This window comes from Propionivibrio sp., assembly GCF_016790145.1.
GTDB lineage: Bacteria > Pseudomonadota > Gammaproteobacteria > Burkholderiales > Rhodocyclaceae > Propionivibrio.
In genome coordinates, this window is the sequence record NZ_JAEUOI010000193.1 from 1 (window position 1) to 19,536 (window position 19,536).

General features: G+C 58.3%; 12 protein-coding genes and 1 pseudogene. 7 read left to right on the plus strand and 6 right to left on the minus strand.

Going from position 1 to position 19,536, the window contains the following annotated elements; translation table 11 throughout:
• Window positions 1-249 precede the first annotated feature (249 nt).
• From JNM42_RS15760 to JNM42_RS15780, 5 genes and pseudogenes are all read left to right on the plus strand, one after another.
• A pseudogene (locus tag JNM42_RS15760) lies at window positions 250-1,374 on the plus strand (recombinase family protein); the annotation flags it as partial.
• Window positions 1,375-1,948: 574 nt separating this feature from the next.
• On the plus strand, window positions 1,949-2,497 hold the full coding sequence (locus JNM42_RS15765) for a group II intron maturase-specific domain-containing protein (RefSeq protein ID WP_294272269.1): 549 nt from the start codon (window positions 1,949-1,951) through the stop codon (window positions 2,495-2,497).
• Between the two features lie 216 nt (window positions 2,498-2,713).
• The gene (locus tag JNM42_RS15770; RefSeq protein WP_294272272.1) at window positions 2,714-4,186 is read left to right on the plus strand and encodes an AarF/UbiB family protein; all 1,473 of its coding nucleotides are present in this window, start codon (window positions 2,714-2,716) and stop codon (window positions 4,184-4,186) included.
• 754 nt (window positions 4,187-4,940) lie between these two features.
• Window positions 4,941-7,082: an HDOD domain-containing protein gene (locus JNM42_RS15775; protein ID WP_294272276.1), complete on the plus strand. Its 2,142-nt coding sequence runs from the start codon at window positions 4,941-4,943 to the stop codon at window positions 7,080-7,082.
• 7 nt (window positions 7,083-7,089) lie between these two features.
• Entirely contained in the window at window positions 7,090-9,303 is a 2,214-nt protein-coding gene (locus JNM42_RS15780) for an EAL domain-containing protein (RefSeq protein ID WP_294272279.1), read from the plus strand.
• Between the two features lie 729 nt (window positions 9,304-10,032).
• Here the strand turns inward: JNM42_RS15780 and JNM42_RS15785 are convergent.
• Entirely contained in the window at window positions 10,033-10,935 is a 903-nt protein-coding gene (locus JNM42_RS15785; protein ID WP_294272284.1) for a LysR family transcriptional regulator, read from the minus strand.
• Window positions 10,936-11,107: 172 nt separating this feature from the next.
• On the opposite strand from JNM42_RS15785, the gene JNM42_RS15790 reads away from it, so the two are divergent.
• Window positions 11,108-12,532, plus strand: a complete 1,425-nt coding sequence (locus JNM42_RS15790; protein ID WP_294272286.1) for an MFS transporter — start codon at window positions 11,108-11,110, stop codon at window positions 12,530-12,532.
• Window positions 12,533-12,898: 366 nt separating this feature from the next.
• On the opposite strand, the gene JNM42_RS15795 is transcribed toward JNM42_RS15790, so the two are convergent.
• The 3 genes from JNM42_RS15795 to JNM42_RS15805 all read right to left on the minus strand — a co-directional run bounded on the left by JNM42_RS15795 (window position 12,899) and on the right by JNM42_RS15805 (window position 15,615).
• Window positions 12,899-13,654, minus strand: coding sequence for an arginyltransferase (locus JNM42_RS15795; RefSeq protein ID WP_294272289.1), 756 nt, complete (start codon window positions 13,652-13,654; stop codon window positions 12,899-12,901).
• A 147-nt stretch (window positions 13,655-13,801) separates the two neighbouring features.
• On the minus strand, window positions 13,802-14,509 hold the full coding sequence (gene aat, locus JNM42_RS15800) for a leucyl/phenylalanyl-tRNA--protein transferase (RefSeq protein ID WP_294272291.1): 708 nt from the start codon (window positions 14,507-14,509) through the stop codon (window positions 13,802-13,804).
• Window positions 14,506-15,615 (minus strand): ABC transporter ATP-binding protein, encoded by a 1,110-nt coding sequence (locus JNM42_RS15805; RefSeq protein WP_294272294.1) that lies wholly within the window; start codon window positions 15,613-15,615, stop codon window positions 14,506-14,508. Before JNM42_RS15805 ends, aat begins: the two co-directional genes overlap by 4 nt.
• Window positions 15,616-15,875: 260 nt before the next feature.
• Between JNM42_RS15805 and JNM42_RS15810 the strand changes: the two genes are divergently transcribed.
• Complete coding sequence (locus JNM42_RS15810) at window positions 15,876-17,507, plus strand: iron ABC transporter permease (RefSeq protein ID WP_294272297.1); 1,632 nt, start codon at window positions 15,876-15,878, stop codon at window positions 17,505-17,507.
• A gap of 6 nt (window positions 17,508-17,513) precedes the next feature.
• Here the strand turns inward: JNM42_RS15810 and JNM42_RS15815 are convergent, their stop codons facing one another.
• Window positions 17,514-18,539 carry a Fe(3+) ABC transporter substrate-binding protein gene (locus tag JNM42_RS15815; protein WP_294272300.1) on the minus strand — a complete coding sequence of 342 codons (1,026 nt, stop codon included), beginning with the start codon at window positions 18,537-18,539 and terminating at the stop codon, window positions 17,514-17,516.
• Between the two features lie 146 nt (window positions 18,540-18,685).
• Window positions 18,686-19,198, minus strand: coding sequence for a C40 family peptidase (locus JNM42_RS15820; RefSeq protein ID WP_294272302.1), 513 nt, complete (start codon window positions 19,196-19,198; stop codon window positions 18,686-18,688).
• Window positions 19,199-19,536: the final 338 nt, after the last annotated feature.

Genomic DNA, 19,536 nt, shown 5'->3' on the forward strand with positions numbered 1-19,536 from the left:
AGATGTCGCTCGTTATTGAGGGCTTTACCTCCATCGACAGAGAAGCTCAGCAATGACCAGAAAGTCGCGCAGTTGGCTCGTTCGTATTGCTTTCGAACCGAATCGATTCTCCTCTGAGCAGTTGAAGCAGGTTTACGAGCAGCTGAAACCGACGGATGGACGTTCGATGTTGGCACCGGCCTTGTGTACGCCTGCAATGACCGCCCCCACTTCTGCTAAACGGGGTAGGCAATGAGCAACTCTATGATGATGGCGTTCTACGCCCGAGTGTCTTCGGATCAGCAAGCCAAGAACGGTACGATCGAAAGCCAGATCAGTGCATTGATTGAGCGGATCGCAGCCGATGGTGGAAAGAGCACAGAAGATATGCGGTTTATCGATGCGGGCGTCAGTGGCGCCACGCTGATCCGACCGCAATTGGAGCGGCTCAGGGATCGTTCGGCACTCGGTGATGTTGATCGTCTCTACGTACTGTCACCGGACCGATTGTCACGCAAGTATGCCCATCAGGTTCTTCTCATGGAGGAACTGTCTGCGTGTGGTGTTGAAGTTGTGTTCCTCAATCATGCTATCGGCACGACACCGGAAGAAGCGCTATTGCTGCAGATGCAAGGCATGTTCTCTGAATACGAGCGTGCCAAGATCATGGAGCGCAACCGTCGCGGCAAGCTACATGCGGCCAAACGCGGTAGTGTGAATGTTCTCTCGACGGCCCCCTTTGGCTATCGCTATGTCCGCAAGCAGGCCGATGGGTCGCCGGCGCAGTACGTGATTGATCTGCCGCAAGCCGCCACCGTGAGAAATATTTTTACCTGGATTGGGATCGATCGGCTAACTATCGGTGAAGTCGTCCGCCGTCTTGCTGAAACAGGCATTGTGAGCGCATCGGGCAAGCCCGTTTGGGATCGAAGCACGGTGTGGGGGATGCTACAGAATCCGGCCTACATGGGCAAAGCGGCCTTTGGCAAGACACATGTACGCGATCCCTTGCCGCGCGTACGTCCGCAGCGTCATAGCGCCGAAACACGCAAGAAGACCTACTCTTCGGTGCGTACTGAACCGGGTGACTGGATCGAGATTCCGGTGCCAGCGATCATTAACGAAGGTTTGTTCCTGGCGGTTCATGAGCAACTCGACGAGAATCGTAAATCGGCGCGGCAAAGCCGTCACGGTGCAGCCTATCTTTTGCAAGGTTTGACGGTCTGCGGCCATTGTCATTATGCCTATTACGGCAAGAAGGTGAGTAAGGCGGCAGGCAACGGGGGCCGAGAGTATGCTTATTACCGCTGCATTGGAACTGATGCCTACCGTTTCGGTGGCGTGCGCCTTTGTGACAATCATCAAGTGCGAACTGATCGGCTCGATGAACTCGTATGGCAACAAGTCGTGGCGCTACTTGCCCAGCCCGATCGACTGAGAACCGAATATTGGCGTAGGCTGGATGTTCTCGAGCGCTCCGACAGGGACGGGGCCGACACGATCTCTCTGGAGAAACAGAAGCTTCACCTGGAAAAAGGGAAGTCACGGCTCATCGATAGTTATGCCGATGAATTAATTGACAAAACCGATTTCGATCCGAAAATCAGACAATTTAAGGTCAGGCTTGAACAGATTAATCAGCAGATCGACGAGTCGCGTCATCGACAAACAGGACAATTTGAGCTATTTCTCGTGATCAGCCGTCTCGAAGAATTTGCCGCAGCTGTCAATGATAAATTAAGTACAGTGGACTTTGCCACGAAACGCGAGATCATCCGTGCTCTGGTAAAGCGGATCGAAATTCACAAAGAGGAGATCATCGTCGTCTTTCGGGTTGATCCGGGCCAAGGGTTTAGTGATGACGAGGATTCAGCCAATTTACACGCAGGAAAGCAAATTATGCAAGATCGTTCGCGGCGTCATCAGCCCGCTACTGGCGAACCTCTACCTGCACCCCTTGGACGAAAGAATGGCAAGGCTGGGCTATCGCATGGTGCGCTACGCGGACGACTTTGTCATCCTGTGCCAGAGTGCGGAACAAGCGCAAATGGCACTGAACGAAGTCAACGTGTGGGTCAACGCCAATGGCCTGACCCTTCACCCGAACAAAACCCACGTTGGGAATTGCCTGCTTGAAGGACAAGGGTTTGAATTTCTTGGCTACCGGTTCGAAGCGGGGAAGCGCAGGGTGAGGCAAAAGAGCCTACAAGGGTTCAAGGACAAGATCCGCGAAAAGACATGTCGCACCCGAGGCGACAGCATGGCGCGGATCATCGCCGACCTCACCCCGACGATCAGAGGCTGGTATGGCTACTTCAAGCATGCTGGCCGCAGGGTGTTTCCAAGGCTGGATGGATTCATCCGCCGACGACTGCGGGCGATCCTGCGCAAGCAGGACAAGCGCCCGGGTTTGGGACGATGTCACGCCGATCATAAACGATGGCCAAATGCCTACTTCGCTGGACTGGGTCTTTTCACGATGACCGAAGCCCGTAGGTCAGCGAGCCCATCCCGTTGAGGAAACCACTGACTGGAGAGCCGTGCGCGGGAGAACCGCACGCACGGTTCGGAGGGAGGGGAGGACGGGTGTCTTTCTCTACCCCTATCGGAATTCAATGAATTTACGCTATAACAAATTTACCCTTCGCCGACACGCCTGTGCGGCATGACGGGCTTGGAATTGCTGTAAACTGCGTCTCTTGCCGCTTTGCAGCTACGTTCGCTGTAACACTTCATGAACTTCTCCTCCGATCTGGACCTCGACAGCGGTTTGCTGGAAAAATTGCTCGGCCTGGCCGAGCTGTTGCCGCCGTCTTATGCCGAATATCGCCCGCTGCTGGCGGACGCGCTGCTGTTTTTCCTCATGCGGCTGTCGCCCGCCCGCCAGCAAGCCATCTACGAAGCGCAACGGGCGCTGCCGGCCAGGGCCAGCCGTTCGCGACGCTTGCTCGCCCTTTTTCGTCTATGCCCGACGCTGCACAAGCTGGGGCAGGTGGTGGCCCACGACAAACGTCTTTCAGCCGATTTGCGCCGTCGCTTGCAAGAGCTTGAAACGCTGGTGCCGAGCGATTCGCTGGCGGCAATCCAGCCGGTGCTGGAGCGCGAAATCGGCCACATTGCAGGTTTGCAGGTGGGGCGCAAGGCGCTGGCCGAGGCCAGTGTCGCCGTTGTCGTGCCGTTTGTCTGGCGGCAGAATGGAGGCACGCCGCCGCAGCGGGGTGTTTTCAAGGTGCTGCGGCCGGGGGTGCAGGAGCGGCTCAACGAGGAGCTGCCGATCTGGTCTGCGCTCGGCGCGTATCTCGAAGAACGCTGCTCGGAGTACGGTTTGCCGGTGTTCGACTACCGCAATACGCTGGAGAGTGTCGCCAGCCTGCTGGCCAACGAAGTTTGCCTAGACCGGGAGCAGATTCACCTGAGTCAGGCCGCCGGTTTCTATGCGAATTCGCCGGATATCCTGATTCCGCGCCTGTTTCCGTTTTCCACCGCGTCGGTCACGGCCATGGAACGGGTTGACGGCTGCAAGGTGACCGAGCAGGACTTGCCGCCAGCGGAAATGCAGCAGCGCGCAGAACGCATCGTCAGGGCCTTGCTGGCCCAGCCGTTCTGGGGCAGCAACGCTGCGCCGGCGGTTTTCCACGCCGATCCGCATGCCGGCAACCTGATGGCTACGGCGGACGGGCGACTGGCGATCCTCGACTGGGCGCTGACTACGCAGCTCAGCAAGGTGCAGTGCGAGGCGGTGGTGCAACTGATCCTGGGCGCGCTGACGCTTAACGACAGGCGCGTGTGTGCGGCAATCGCGCTGCTCGGTCAGCCGCTTGACGAGGCGCAGATACAGTTTGCCGTTGCGCAGTCGATCCGGCAGGTGCAACTGGGCACCTTTCCCGGTTTCGACTGGCTGACTGCGTTGATGGACAGGCTGGCGTCGACCTCGGCGGTGCGCTTTCCGGAGGATGTGATTCTCTTTCGCAAGGCCTTGCTGACCCTGTCGGGCGTCATTGCCGACGTTTCGCAGGAGGTCAGGATGAACAGCATCCTGGTCATGCAGGGGGTGACGCGCTTTGCCGGCGGCCTGATGTGGCGACCGTGGGCTGCGCCATTCTCACGCGCTACGGTCGGCGCCCACCTCTCGAATGCCGATCTCCTGGCCCTCTGGGCCGAGTTGCCTGTGACTGCTCTGCGCTATTTGGCAGGCGGGAACAGATAGTCCGGTGGCCGTCAATTTCCGGAGAAGTCATTCCAGTCGTGCGGCTTGCTTTTGACGTGAATGAATCCCTGATAGGCAATGTACAGGGACTGATTGGCGGATAAATGCAGGCCACCAAGATCATATTCATCGTCGGATTTTTTTACGCTTCATTAGCCTAATTGCCTATCCATAAAAAATTTCAATATAAAATCAATCGCTTAATTAACTGGCACTAAACGTGCTAACGTCTATTTTGGCGTAATGATTGTTTGTGGTGATGTATTTGCTGACATCCTGCGAGTTTTCCCCCGTCGGACCGCAGACGCTAGCTTTCAGTCGAGCCCGTAAACACGGTTGAGCATCAAGCGCGTTTTCGGACAACTAACCTGAATGGCGAGTTGCTCCAGATGGCTACTACTCATTCTTTCGTGTTGCAAGGACTGTCAGTGATGGCTTTCGCTGAAAAATACGGCCAGTGACTTGCTTCGTTGAGGCGTCAAGTATTTGTCGCAAACCGAGTTCCTTCTTTACTTGACGATTTGTGGACATCCGACATCAAATTGCAAGATTCCACAGTCAAAAGGATCAGCGACAAGGCGGGAACAAGAATTCGATTCTTGTAATATCTTCTTCTCAGCTTATAATCGACAGGACAACAAAAGGGGGGAATTCTGCAGTTGATGGCCTGAAATGAGGAGTGTCTGACACTCACGTTTTTGATCGTAACTTTGCCACTCATACGGGTTGTTTGACGGCAGTACCGGTTAAATCAATGCATCAGGCTGATCCAGATATCCGCAACCGTTTGCTGGTCGCCCGGCTGCCGGCCATGCCTCAGATTCTCCTCAAGCTGATTGAGCAATGTCAGAGCGAGCAAGTCGGGATGGCCGCTCTGGCCGAACTTATCGCCAAGGATCCCGGTATGACCGGCAAGATTCTTGGTGTAGCCAACAGTTCGGCCTATCACCGGAGTGGGCGCAAGGTCGGGCTTGAACACTCATTGATGGCCTTGGGCGTCGACATGATCAAGACACTGGTGATCAGCGAGTCGGTGTTTCAGGTGTTCAACAATTTTTCCCACGCGAACAGTACCGATCTTCGTGGTTTCTGGCAGCATTCCCTCTCAGCCGCCGTGATGGCCAGGGAAATCGCCGCGAAGATGCGCTATCCGCACACTGAGGAAGCCTATCTTGCCGGCCTGCTTCATGATGTCGGCCGCCTGGCGCTACTGGCGGTTGCCCCCGGGGAGTACGCGCTAAATTTTCTCGCCGTGGATGACGACAACCTCTGTGCCGTAGAGCAACGTACGCTGAGCATTTCCCATCCGGAGGCGGGTGCCTGGCTGGTCGAGCGCTGGAATCTCGATTCTTTTCTGGCCGACAGCGTGCTTTACCACCATGAACCTGCTGCTCGTCTGGAATTGGCCCATCCGCTCGTCCGCATCGTTCTCCTGGCGCATCTGCTCAGTCTGCACGGTGAGGATGATCCGGATGTCATGGAGGCTGGATCGCTGTGTGGCATCGAAGCCAAGGATCTGGTGCTGATCAGCCGGGGTGCCCAATCGCAAGTCAGAACGTCGGCCGAATATCTGGGTATCGACCTGGACGGTGTTGATACATTGCCCGTACGCTCAGCAAGTGATACTGAAAGGCCGGTTCAGGATCCAGTGCACCAGCAGTTGTCCGAAGAGATACGCAATCTGGTGCTGACCTCCGATGCGGGCCGCTCTTTCTCCAATCAGCAGGGTGAGGCCGGACTGCTTCAATCGGTGAGCCGTTCGGCACGTCTGTTGTTTGACTTCCAGGACGTGATCATTCTGTTGATGAATGGCACGGGGCAAGCTTTGGTCGGTGTTCCTGTGGGCGAGCACAAGCAGCGTCTGAGAGAGTTTTCGATAGCGCTTGCCGGCGGCGGCGTGCTGGCCGAAGTGGCCTTGCAGCGACGGCTGGCCTTTATTAGCCGGGACGAGAATTCGCTAGGTATTGTGGAGGAGCAATTACTACGTGTTCTTGATAGCCATTCTCTGGTCTGTTTGCCGCTGATCTCGGGGTCACGATGTCTGGGTGTGATGATTGGCGGGTTAGCTTCATGGCAGGTGTCCGATTTGCAGCAGCGCGAACGATTCCTCAGATCTTTTGCCGAACAGGCGGCTGCGGCTCTCGAGGCGGCGCTGGGTGAGCGCGGTGAGACCTCGCGGCGAGTCGCCAGTGTTGCCGAAGAGTACCGGGAAGCTTCACGCCGGGTCGCACACGAGGTTAACAACCCGCTCTCGATCATCAAGAACTACCTCAGTGTGCTGGGCAGCAAACTAGACAAACAGGAGCCGGTAGTCGGCGAGATGTCAATTCTCAATGAGGAAATTGATCGCGTCGGCCAGATCATCAAGGGGCTTGCCGATCTGAAGCCGACATTGCGTCAAGACGGAGCCGAAGTTAACCGTGTCGTGCGTGACGTTATTCGACTGTTTCGCGATACCGAGTTCGTTCCTGACGCCGTGCAGATCATCGCTCAGACGCAGGATCTGCCGTCCGTGGTTGAAGGGAATGCCGATACGCTCAAGCAGATTCTGGTGAATCTGGTCAAGAATGCCATCGAGGCGATGCCGGGCGGGGGCGAGATTCATATCGCCAACAGTGGCCATGTTAACCGGGATGGGTTCCTGTATACCGAACTTTGTGTCAGGGACAGCGGGCCGGGTATACCCACGGAAATTCTGGCGAATCTTTTTTCCCCGGTGCGCAGTACCAAGGGCAATGGGCATCGCGGGCTGGGTCTGAGTATTGTGCACAGCCTGGTCAAGAAGAACCAGGGTCTGATTACTTGCCGCAGTGGAAGCAAAGGGACGGCATTCGAGATTTTGCTCCCGGTCCGCAAGCGTGCCGGCCAGGCCACGCATGGCAGGGATTCGGCGTGATCTCATCATGAACGTCATTTCCGCCTACGATTCTGCCGCGCTCAACTTTGCTCTGGGCAATGCTGAATCGCCGCCGGCCTTCGCGCCAGAAAATTCTCCGCGACTGCTGCTGGTGGATGATGAGCCGAGGTTGTTGAGCAGTCTTTGCGAATTGCTCAAGGATTGTGGCTACCAACTGGTGACGGCCGCAACCGGCAGCGAGACCCTTGAGCATCTGGGCCGGCTGCACTTTGATCTGCTCCTTCTTGATTTGCGGCTGCCTGATTTCGGTGGCCATGAAGTCATGGATTTCATCAATGACCGGGGTATTGATACCAAAGTCATTGTGGTCAGCGGTGACACCGGGATCGAAGCGGCTATTGGCTCACTGAAACGTGGCGCTTACGACTATCTGCGCAAACCCTACACCCGCGAAGAGTTGCTAAAAACCATTGATAACGCCCTGCAGCAACGACGTCTTGAAAATGACAATCGCAATATCGCGTGGCGACTCGGGTGTTCGGAAAAACTTTACCGGTACCTTGTCGATAGCTCGCCGGACATCATTTATACGCTGAACCAGGATGGGCGATTCACTTTCGTCAATGACAGGACGCATCAACTGCTCGGTTTTAGTACGGACGAACTGATCGGCCAGCACTATTCTATACTGGTGCACGATGAAGATATCGAGCGCGCACGCTACGTTTTCAACGAACGGCGAGTTGGCGAGCGCGCTTCAAGGAATGTTGAGCTGCGCCTGAAGAGCCGCGGTGGTAGCGAGCAGGATCGCTTCTTCGAGAATACATTGATGACCATCTCGTTCAATTCGATGGGGATGTATGCCTTGGGCAAAGAGGTGAGCAAGCAGGAGTTTTTCGGCACCTATGGCGTTGCGCGCGACATAACTGAGCGCAAGCGGGCCGAAGCGCTGATTTCCTATCAGGCGTACCACGATATTCTGACTGATCTGCCGAACCGTCTGTTGTTCAAGGATCGCCTGGGTCTGGCCGTGATTCAGGCCAGGCGCAACCTGACCGAGCTGGCGGTCATGTTCGTCGACCTGGATCGTTTCAAGCTGGTCAACGACACGCTCGGTCACGTCAAGGGCGACGATCTGTTGCAGCAAGTTGCGGGCCGTCTGAAAGACTGCTTGCGCCGGGGTGATACACTGGCGCGTCTGGGCGGTGACGAGTTTACGGTGGTATTGCCTGAGTTGCGCGACAGGCAGGATGCCGAGATCATTGCCGAAAAATTTCTTGAAGCGCTGCGCCACCCCTTCAATCTCGATGGCAACGAAGTCTATATCTCGGCCAGCATCGGAATTGCTATCTATCCCACCGACGGCGAATCGATTGACGAGCTGTTGCGTCGCGCGGATATCGCCATGTATCACGTCAAGGCTCAGGGCAAGAACGGGCATTCTTTTTATGAGCCGACGATGCTGGACGCGTCGTATCAGAACATCGCTCTGGAGCAAAGCCTGCGTCGTGCTCTCGAGCAGGATGAACTGGAAATGTTCTACCAGCCCCAGATCGATGTGCTTAGCGGGCAGATTGTTGGCGCCGAAGGCCTGATGCGCTGGAATCATCCTGAACGCGGCTTGCTGAGCGCAGGCGATTTTTTGCCGTTTGCCGAAGAAAATGGTCTGATGATTCCCCTCAGCGACTGGATGCTGGGGGCGCTTTGTCGTGATCTTGTGCAGTGGAATGCCGCCGGAGGCGAGCCGCTTCGGCTCTCGATGAATATTTCGCCGAACTACCTCGATCGCGGTGATTTTTTCGAGAAGATGCACCGCACACTTTTGCACTACGGTATTTCACCCTCTCAAATCGAGGTTGAAATCACCGAAAACATCTGCATCCGCAACCCCCAGCACGCCATCGAACAACTTAACAAGCTGTGCCAGTTCGGTGTCAGCGTGGCCATCGACGATTTTGGTACCGGCTATTCCTCGCTTTCGTATTTGCATCGTTTCCCGGTTCATACGATCAAGATCGATCAAGCGTTCGTCAAGGAAATTCAGCGCGAGAACGGGCACTTTCCCGTTGTTCTGGCGATTATCTCGATTGCGCGTGGGCTTGGACTCAAGCTCGTTGCCGAAGGAGTCGAAACGGCCATCCAGGTGCACTATCTTGAACAGTCCGGTTGCACAATCATGCAGGGCTATTACTACTACCCACCGCTTTCCAGTGACCAGTTTGTTGATCTAATACACGAAAAGCGGGCCATCAGCGCCTGATGCGTTAGCTTCAGTGGTGCTGCTTATCCCTCGAGCCCGGTAATTTTTCCATCCTCTTTCCAGCAGGTTGTCGCCGGCGGCATGGTTTCCATTTTCTTGAGTGCTGGCTGAATGATTATTTAGTATGAATCGAATCGAGAGCGCTCCTCGTCAATTGCTTCCCGCAAAATGCGCTGATCCAAGTACTCGATGACGATATTGTGAGCGTCCGCAGTCTGGTGCGCTGCTGCCGTTCATCTTGGTAATTTCAGAGCGATAAGGTATCGGAGTGATTTCCGTTTTCCGAGGGGAGGATGCATCGGGTAAGTTGACCAAGTAATGTCAAATTACTCCCCAATAGCACCTGCCAATGGCACATGGAGAGCCAGCCGGAGGCGGAGTTCAAGCGGGACGCGTGACCGGCGAATTCAGAGTGAGCGCCGTGAGCGCTTGCAAAAACCATTTTTTTAAGGGCACACCGTCTGCTGCAGAGCGCGCCGGACCGAATCCCGGCAAAAGGTGCGGACTCCTTCAACTGGCCATGCACACCGATTTCTTTGCGCTGCTTGATCAGCATGCGCACAAGGGAGCGCGAATGTTGTGGCCTTGCCGGAAATCCGCGGCTGCCGAGCGATGAACACCCGGCAGGCATCGGCTTGGCAAGCCGCATGAAATGGCGGTCTACAAACCCTGTCCGCAACGCACTGCGCACCGGCCACCGAGCCCAGATTCACGCCGAACGGCGGTCTTCTAGCGTGCTGCGAGTGCCGCGCAGGCCTCCTTGACGCACGCGCGAAGCCAGCGATGCGCGGGTTCGGCATCCATGCGCGGGTGCCAGAGCAATGAAACGGTGATCTCCGGCGTAATGACCGGAAGCGGAAAGCTGTGCATTCCGGCACGCAGACATCCGCTGTGGCGTTCGGGGACGTTGGCGATCAGGTCGGAGGCCCGAGCCAGGGCCAGCGCGCTCGAAAAGCCGCCGACGAGCGTGACGATCTCCCGTTCCAGCCCAAGCGGCTTCAAGGCTTCATCGATTGGCCCCGCAACGAAGCCTCGGCGCGACAGGCCGATGTGACGGCCGGCCGCATAACGCGAAGGCGTGATCTCGCCGTGGCTCAGCGGGTGCCCGATGCGCACGACACCGATGAAACGGTCCCGGAACAAGGCCTGCACTCGCAGCTCCTGTGCCGTCGTTTTCACCACAACGCCAGTCTCCAGGTCGACGATCCCGTCGCGCAGCGGCGTGCTGTCCTTGTCGGGCTTCTGCACGAAGCACAGCCGCACGCCGGGCGCCTCCTCGCCAACGCGGGCAATCAGGCGCGCTCCGAAGTTCTCGACAAAGCCTTCGCTGGTGCGCAGCGTGAACGTCCGGACCAGCGATTTGAGATTGAGCTTGTCGACGGGGCGCAAGACGGCTTTGCCGTCCTCAACGAGATGGGCGACCCGCTCGCGCAGTTCGATCGCGCGCGGCGTCGGGACAAGACCGCGCCCGGCCCGGACCAACAGCGGATCGCCTGTCGTCTCGCGCAAGCGCGCCAGCGTCCGGCTCATCGCCGAAGGACTGAGCCGCAAGCGTCGGGCGGCGCGCGCAACGCTGCCTTCCGCGAGCAGCACATCAAGGGTGACAAGCAGGTTCAGATCGGGTGTCGACATGTATTCACCTTAGCACGGCATGATCGGATCATGGCGTTAAGCGCACGAATATAGTGCAAATGCTGCGTCTTCCGCCATGTCAGGCCTGGGGCTATGCTTTCAACAGTTCCCGTTCGGGAGCCGTCGGGAAAAGGAGTTCATGGTGAATACAGTCAATGCAGGACAAGACGGGGTGATCTCTCGATGCGCCGAACAGGCCCCTTCAGTTCGCTGGGCGCTCGCCAGCCTTTCGCTCTGCGTGCTGTTGTCGTCCCTCGGCATCAGCATAGCGAACGTTGCTTTGCCGGATCTGGCCCAGGCGTTCAGCGCCTCCTTCCAGGCCGTCCAGTGGGTTGTCCTCGCTTATCTGCTCGCCATCACCACGCTGATCGTCAGCGTCGGACGGCTCGGTGACATTGTTGGACGCCGCCGGCTGCTGGTGGCCGGAATCAGCCTGTTTACCGTGGCCTCGGTGCTGTGCGGTGTTGCCCCCACACTCTCGCTGCTGATCGCTGCCCGTGCGCTCCAGGGCCTGGGCGCCGCCATCATGATGGCCCTCACCATGGCGATTGTCGGCGAGACGATACCGAAGGCAAGGACCGGTAGCGCGATTGGGCTGCTCGGGACGATGTCGGCGATTGGCACGGCGCTCGGTCCGTCACTCGGTGGCATCCTGATCGCCGGTGCTGGCTGGCGGGCGATCTTTCTCATCAACCTGCCGCTGGGTGTCGTGACCTTTCTTCTCGCACTTCGCTACCTGCCCGAGGATCGTAGAGCGCTGCAAACTGTTCGCACCGGTTTCGACCCCGTGGGCACGCTGCTGCTGGCACTGACACTCGCCGCCTATGCGCTCGCCATGACGCAGGGGCGAGGCCGTTTCGGCCCGCTCAACGTGGCTCTGCTGCTCGCTGCCGTTTTCGGAGTCGGCCTCTTCGTGCTCGCCGAGACGAGAACGGCAGCGCCCTTGATCCGACTGGCGATGTTCCGCAATCACGCGTTGAGTGCGAGCCTCGCGATGAGCATGCTCGTGTCGACGGTGATGATGGCGACACTCGTCGTCGGGCCCTTCTATCTCTCTCGCACGCTCGGGCTCGACACGGCACTTGTCGGGCTCGTCCTGTCGGTCGGCCCGCTGGTCGCTGCGGTGACGGCGGTGCCTGCCGGGCGCATCGCAGACCGCTTCGGCGCACAACGCGTGACCAGCGTCGGGCTCGTCGGTATGGCGGCCGGCTGCGTCACGCTATCCCTGCTGCCGGCGCTGTTTGGCGTCGCCGGCTACGTCGCTCCTCTCGTCGTCGTCACCTCCAGCTATGCGCTGTTCCAGACGGCCAACAACACCAACGTCATGATAGGTGTAAGTGCAGACCGGCGCGGCGCCATTTCGGGCCTGCTCAATCTGTCACGCAATCTGGGGCTGATCACCGGCGCATCGGTCATGGGCGCCGTGTTTGCGCTTGCATCGGCGACGAGCGACGTCGCAGCGGCTCACCCCGAGCCCGTGGCCACCGGCATGCGGTTCACGTACGGCGTCGCGGCGGCGCTGGTCATTTTTGCTCTCGCCATCTCGCTTGCCAGCCGTTTTTTCGCCACGCCGCCTGTGCTCTATGAATGCCGTTGATTCCGGCCATTTGCGCGGCAAGCGGATAGACGGGGATCTGCGGCTTGAGCAGGAGACGGTGGGCCCTGCTATAGGCATGGAATGGCGATTTGCGAGCATGCACTCGCGCAAGCCAATAACGACGCGGCTCACGGAGCATTGATTCAGGAGGTGCCTGTGCTTGGTGGTCTGCAGGGTGGGGCGCTGTGCAGCGGCTGGGCGAAGTCACTGCCCAGGCGTTGACGTCAATGCGCCGTCGGCGGCGTTACCGGATCGTTGCCGAACAGATCGTCAATCGCCGCCTTTTTGATCCGCCAGCACTTTGCCTGGCGAAGGTGCTGATCATTGCGCCAGTAGGCTCGGCCTGTTGTTGGTTGTTGCCCGGGGTTAACGATTGCCAACCTTGGGGTCGGACGGATCGAACTCCCGCCAGTGACCGTCGATCAGTCCCTCGATCGGCCTGAATCCGGCTTTGTAGGCCATTTTTCGGCTGTCGCGTATCCAGTAGCCCAAGTACAGGTAGGGCAGCGTGTTGGCTGCGCACTGAGCGATCTGCCAGAGGATGTTGTAGGTACCGAAACTGGCGCCTTCGACATCAGGCTCGTAGAAGGTGTAGACAGAGGACAGGCCGTCGTTCAGCACGTCGATGATGCTCACCATGCGCAGCTCGCCGTTCTCGGTGAACTCGATCAGCCGGCTGTCGATGCGGCTTTGCAGCAGGAAACGCGAGTACTGTTCGTGGCTGTCCTGGTCCATGCCGCCGCCAAGGTGTCGTGCCGCCTGATAGCGCAGATAGAGCCGATAGTGCTCGTCGAAAAACATCAGCGGCAGTTCACGGGCATGCAGCGTGGCGTGTGCCTTGAGGCTACGCCGCTGGCTGCGTCTGGGTGCAAAGCGCTCGATCGGCAGACGCACCGGAACGCAGGCGCGACATTCCTCGCAGTCGGGCCGGTAGGAAAAGACACCGCTGCGCCGGAAGCCGTTGCGCACCAGTTCGCCATAGACTTCGGTAGTGATCAGATGGGTTGGCGTGGCGACCTGCGAAATGGCCCGCTCACCCGACAGGTAACTGCACGGGTATTCGGCCGTGTTGTAGAACTGCAATAGCGAGAAGGGCAGTTCGGAGTCGTTGAGGCGAGACATTCAGGGCTTTCTTGCTTGGTCAATTTCGTATGCTATACCACCAGGCTGCCAAGGGAGAAAAAGTACACCTCGGAGGACAGGCCTTAATCTGCTGAACCTTGATGTTCAGCTGATGAACTAGTCTCCCCCTTGCTTTCGAACATCACTTCAACCCCAGTCCCGGGTTGCCCCGTCGCTTGGCCAGCGCCCTTGCCGGGGCGGGATGGCGGTCAATTCGCGCAGGCGAGCGATAAATTCGCTACGCGGAACTTGCCGGGCACCGAGCGATGCGAGATGCGGCGTGTCCATCTGGCAGTCGATCAGTCCAAAGCCTTGATCATCGAGAAAGCGGGCGAGGTGGGCGAGGGCGATTTTCGAGGCATCGGTGGCGTGCGAGAACATCGATTCTCCGTAGAACATCTTGCCGATGGCCAGACCATAGAGGCCACCAGCCAGCTTGTCATCAATCCACGTTTCGACCGTGTGGGCAAAGCCAAGTTCATGCAGTGTGCAATAGGCGGCCTGCATCTCGGCGGTGATCCAAGTTCCCGACTGGCCCTTGCGTCGTGTTCTGGCGCAGGCGCGGATGACGTCCTGGAAATTGCTGTCGAGGTTGATCCGGTAGTCGCCTGCGCGTAACGTCCGGCGCAGTGAGCGCGAAATCCTGAATTCGGAAGGAACGAGGACCATGCGCGGGTCGGGGCTCCACCAGAGAACGGGTTCGCCCTTGGCATACCACGGGAAGATGCCTTGCCGGTAGGCTTGAATGAGGCGTTGCGGTGACAGGTCGCCGCCAGCGCAGAGCAGGCCGTTCGGTTCGTCGAGCGCCTGTTCGAGCGGGGGAAAGGCGTCGGTGCTTTCCAGCCAGGGAATCATCGCTGGAAAAGAATGGACTGCAGCATGGGCTGCGCAGTGGATGTTGCGGTCCGGAAGGCGACGACATGGTCGACGTCGAGGCGGATGCCGATGCGCTCACCGATGGCATGATTGTGATGTGAAGGAACGAGCGACAGAACTTCGGCGCCGCTGGCCAGCCTGAGGGTGTACAGGAACTCGGCGCCACGGAAGGCACTGTGCAGGACTTCGGCCTGCAACTCGCTGCGGTCGTCGTGAATGACATCGTCCGGGCGCAGCAGTACCTCGACGCGACAGCCCTTGCCGCAGTCTGCGCAGCCCTGCAGGCATTCAAGCGGAATGCTCGATTCGAGGCGGCCGAGTTCGACTTCGACGCGATGGTTATCGATCACCAGTCCGGGCAGAAAAACGCCCTGCCCGACGAAGTCGGCGATAAAGCGGTTGGCCGGCCGGTGATAGAGGTTGTAGGGCGTATCCCACTGCTGTACTTTGCCTTCGGCCATGACGCCGATCTCATCGGCCATGGCGAAGGCTTCGTGCTGGTCGTGAGTGACCAGAACGGCGGTACTGCCTTCGCTCTTGAGGATGCTGCGCACTTCAAGCGACAGGCGTTCGCGCAGGTCGACGTCAAGATTGGAGAATGGCTCATCGAGCAGGATCAGTTGCGGACGCGGCGCCAGAGCGCGGGCCAGCGCAACGCGCTGTTGCTGGCCACCGGAGAGTTCGTGCGAATACTTGTGGCCCAGGCCATGCAGACCCACCGTGGCCAGCAACTCATCGACGCGCGCCTGACGCTGCTTGCCGGCCAGTGCCGACAGACCGAAGGCGATATTGGCGCTGACCGTTAGATGAGGGAAAAGCGCGTAGTCCTGAAACACCATGCCGATGCGGCGCCGCTCGGGTGCGACGCGGAAGTTGGCGCGGGAAACCGCCGTCCCTTCGACGCGTATTTCTCCTGCGGCGATCGGTTCGAAACCGGCGATGCAGCGCAACAGGGTGGTCTTGCCGCAGCCCGAGGGGCCGAGCAGGCAGGCGATGCTTCCCGTTTCGACATGAAAGCTGACGCCATCGACGACGGTGTGCGATCCGTAACGCTGAACAATGTGGTCGAGTTCGAGATGAGCCATCGGAAAAGGTAAGGATTGTGCAGATTGCGTAGGTCGGGTTAGCGCAGCGTCACCGATGAGGATTGGCTTGGCAGCGTAAAACGACAACAGAGGTAAGGTATGTTCGATGCCTTCGGGATATGCTGCGCTAACCCGACCTGCGCCTTTTGCCAGGCTGGTCTTGGTGGATGCCTGGAATAAATATGCTCTGAATAGAGACCCCTCAAGACCGACAGGCTTGCCGCGCTCAATTATAATTCGCATTCTACTGCGCGCGGCCCATGAAACTCTCTTCGTTCAATTTTCTCCTTATTTTTTCCGCTGCGCTTGCCGCACTGATCGGTCTGCCGGTCATGAGTGTGCTGACGAATATTTTCAGCGGCGGCACCGGCGCGACCTGGCAGCATCTTTTGGCTACCGTTCTGCCTGACTATGTGGGTAACACGCTCTGGATGTGTCTGGGCGTCGGGCTTGGCGTCATTGTTGTCGGCGTGACGACGGCGTGGCTGACGACGATGCATGATTTCCCGGGACGGCGACTCTTCGAATGGGCGCTGGTTCTGCCCCTTGCCGTGCCGGCGTATGTGCTGGCTTATGTTTACACCGATTTTCTTCAGTTCGTCGGCCCGCTGCAAAGCGGGCTGCGCGAGACTTTTGGCTGGAGCCGCGCCGACTACTGGTTTCCCGACGTACGCAGTCTGGGCGGCGCGGTGACCCTGTTCATTTTTGTCTTTTACCCTTACGTCTATCTGCTGGCGCGCACGGCTTTCATCGAGCGCGCCAGCGGCATGCTGGAAGCGGCGCGCACACTCGGGATCGGGCCGTGGCGCAGTTTTTTCAGGGTATCGCTGCCACTTGCGCGACCGGCGGTTGCTGCCGGTGCAGCGCTGGCGCTGATGGAGACGCTCGCCGATTACGGTACAGTGTCCTACTTCGGCGTGCAGACCTTCACCACCGGCATCTACCGGGCGTGGTTTTCACTCGGCGACCGGATTGCGGCCGCACAACTGGCTGCCTCGCTGCTTGGCTTTGTCATCGTGCTGCTGCTGGTCGAGCAGCTATCGCGCGGCAGGGCGAAGTTTCACAACACCACCGGGCGCAAGCGGCCGCAGAACGGTCATGTGCTGCAAGGTGGCCGTGCCTTACTGGCGGTGGCGGCCTGTGCCATTCCCTTGTGCATTGGCTTCGTGCTGCCGGCCGGCCTGTTGCTGCGTCTTGCATTGAGCGAAGGCGATACACGATTCGGCGAGCACTTCCTTGTCCTGGCCGGAAACAGTTTCGTGCTCGCCGGCCTGACAGCGCTGATTGCGGTTGCCCTGGCCTTGCTGCTGGCCTACGGCGCACGCGTCTCGAAAGGCCCTGTCGCCAGCTCGCTCAACCGTCTGGTCAGTCTGGGCTATGCCGTTCCCGGTTCGGTGATCGCGGTCGGGGTGCTGATCCCAGTGACGCGACTGGACAACTGGCTGGCCGTGCAATGGGAAGCCGGGTTCGGCAGCAACCCGGGGTTGCTGCTCACCGGCGGCATCGCCGCGCTGATCTACGCCTATCTGGTGCGCTTCCTGGCCGTGGCACTGCAATCGGTGACCTCGAGTCTGGCCCGGGTGACGCCGAGCATGGACGAGGTGGCGCGCAGTCTGGGGGCCAGTCAGAGAGAAATCCTGCGTCGTGTGCATCTGCCCATCCTGCGCGGCAGTCTGTTCACGGCCGGTCTGCTGGTTTTTGTGGACGTGATGAAGGAGCTGCCGGCAACGCTGGTCATGCGCCCGTTCAACTTCGATACCCTGGCCACGCAGGCCTACACGCTGGCCTCCGACGAGCGTCTGGCCGAGGCCTCGACGGCGTCATTGGCGATTGTTGCGGTCGGGTTGCTGCCCTTGATTTTGCTTTCGCGGCAGATTGCACAACGGCGGTAAGCTGGATTAGCGATAACCTGCCCGGTCAAAGATGACCTGCGCCTTTGCCCGGTACATCGCCAGCGAGCCGACCGGCAGCGTGTCGGCCTTGAACTTGCCGAGCGTTTCTAGGGCGGGATTGGAGACCTTGACTGTGGCGACGACCGGCCATTCGTTATTGCCGTCGGCAAAATAACGCTGCGCTTCGTCACTCGCCAGATATTCAAGAAACTGCAGCGCCGCTTGTTTGTGCGGTGCGTGCTTCAACATGCCACCACCCGAGACGTTGATGTGCGTGCCATAGCCTTTTTGATCCGGCCAGACGATACCTACCTTTTCCATCACTTTCCTGTCTTCGGCTTTGTCCGAGCGCAGCAAACGTGCCACATAGTAGGTGTTGGCCAGCGTCACGCCACATTCGCCGGCCGCTACGGCCTTGATCTGGTCAGTGTCACCCCCCTTCGGTGCGCGGGCAAAATTGGCGACGACGCCTTTGGCCCATTCTTCCGCCTTGGCTTCGCCCTGGTGCGCAATGATCGAAGCCATCAGGGACAGGTTATAGGGATGCGAGCCGGATCGAGTACATACCTTGCCCTTGAGTTTCGGGTCGGCGAGATCTACGTAGTTCTGAACATCCTCAAGCTTCACCGAATCCTTGGCGTAAACAATGACACGGGCGCGCGTCGAGAAGGAATACCAGTCATCGGCACGCAGGTTGGCGGGAATGCGCGATTCGAGCCGTTTCGATTTGACCGGCGCAAAGAGTCCCATTTCATGGGCTGCAGCAAGGCGCGTGGCATCGACCGTGAGCAGGATATCGGCCGGGCTGTTGGCGCCTTCATTCTTGATGCGTTCGAGCAATTCGTCTTCCTTGCCCTCGATGCGGTTGATCTTGATCCCGGTTTGCCGGGTGAAATTGGTATACAGCGCTTCGTCGGTCTGATAGTGGCGAGCCGAGTAGAGGTTGAGCTCCTTCTCTTCAGCAAGGGCGCTGCCAACCAGTGCACCGCACAGGCAAATGGCGAGACAGGGGTGGAGCAAGGGGAAACGCATTTTGGTAACTCCTGAATATAGATAAGAACGGTTCGCAACAATTGGAACAATAACGAGAATTTCAAGGTTTGTAAATGAGAATCCTTATCAGATGACGGGCAACAAAAAAGGACGCCTGTGCGTCCTTGGGGCGGTTTGTCTGAATCTCAGCGTTCGACGACGCGGCGCGCTCCGTTGTAACGTTTGACCCAGTAACCCTGGCTCATGTCCTCGACACGGATCTCCGCACCGGTGCGCGGGGCGTGCAGGAAGCGGTTGTCGCCAAGGTAAATGCCGACATGCGAGAAGGTGCGACGCATGGTGTTGAAGAAAACTAGATCGCCTGCCTTGAGTTCGTTCCTGTCGACGATGTTGCCCATCTCGCTCTGCTCCCGCGCCGTGCGTGGAAGCAGCATGCCGACGGAGTCCTTGAAAACGATCTGAACAAAACCGCTACAATCGAGACCGTTGTCGGGATCGGTGCCGCCACGTCGATAGTTGATACCGACAAGCTCGAGTCCCTTTAGGATCAGATCCTGTGCACTGTTCGTGTAACGTTCAAACAGTGAAGGCTCGTCACTAAGCCTATGTTGCTGTTCGTTTGTCTGGGCGGTGGCTATCCCGGAAAAAACGATTGTGGCAACGCTGAGCAGGATTGTGATGTATTTATTACGAGTCATGGAGGCGGAATCTAAAAGAAAAACGCCAGGGTGTAAACCCTTGGCACGGTCAATATTTGGCACATGGCGTCTTGCCAGGATGTAAGCTTATGATTAATAATAACTTTGTTATTTTATACTGGGCCTGTTATATAAATGCTGACGACAGGGTTTTATGGTTATCATGATAATTATCGTCAAAGGGGAGCAATCATTGCCCGCTTCAGTCGAGCCGTCATAGAATGCCGCTATTGCATGGTTTTCTGACGGGCATGAATTTGCTGCTAGCCCACATAAATGAAAGCTGCTGGCCTGCCGGTTTCCCTCACCCTCGACCCCTCTCCCGGAGGGCGAGGAGT

Bases quoted from the DNA above. Each gene is read 5' to 3' on its own strand.
- JNM42_RS15780 (WP_294272279.1), top strand. From the start codon at position 7,090: ATGAACGTCATTTCCGCCTACGATTCTGCCGCGCTCAACTTTGCTCTG.
- JNM42_RS15815 (WP_294272300.1), bottom strand. From the start codon at position 18,539: ATGCGTTTCCCCTTGCTCCACCCCTGTCTCGCCATTTGCCTGTGCGGT.
- JNM42_RS15795 (WP_294272289.1), bottom strand. From the start codon at position 13,654: ATGTCTCGCCTCAACGACTCCGAACTGCCCTTCTCGCTATTGCAGTTC.
- JNM42_RS15820 (WP_294272302.1), bottom strand. From the start codon at position 19,198: ATGACTCGTAATAAATACATCACAATCCTGCTCAGCGTTGCCACAATC.
- JNM42_RS15810 (WP_294272297.1), top strand. From the start codon at position 15,876: ATGAAACTCTCTTCGTTCAATTTTCTCCTTATTTTTTCCGCTGCGCTT.
- JNM42_RS15785 (WP_294272284.1), bottom strand. From the start codon at position 10,935: ATGTCGACACCCGATCTGAACCTGCTTGTCACCCTTGATGTGCTGCTC.
- JNM42_RS15805 (WP_294272294.1), bottom strand. From the start codon at position 15,615: ATGGCTCATCTCGAACTCGACCACATTGTTCAGCGTTACGGATCGCAC.
- JNM42_RS15775 (WP_294272276.1), top strand. From the start codon at position 4,941: ATGCATCAGGCTGATCCAGATATCCGCAACCGTTTGCTGGTCGCCCGG.
- JNM42_RS15765 (WP_294272269.1), top strand. From the start codon at position 1,949: ATGGCAAGGCTGGGCTATCGCATGGTGCGCTACGCGGACGACTTTGTC.
- aat (WP_294272291.1), bottom strand. From the start codon at position 14,509: ATGATTCCCTGGCTGGAAAGCACCGACGCCTTTCCCCCGCTCGAACAG.
- JNM42_RS15770 (WP_294272272.1), top strand. From the start codon at position 2,714: ATGAACTTCTCCTCCGATCTGGACCTCGACAGCGGTTTGCTGGAAAAA.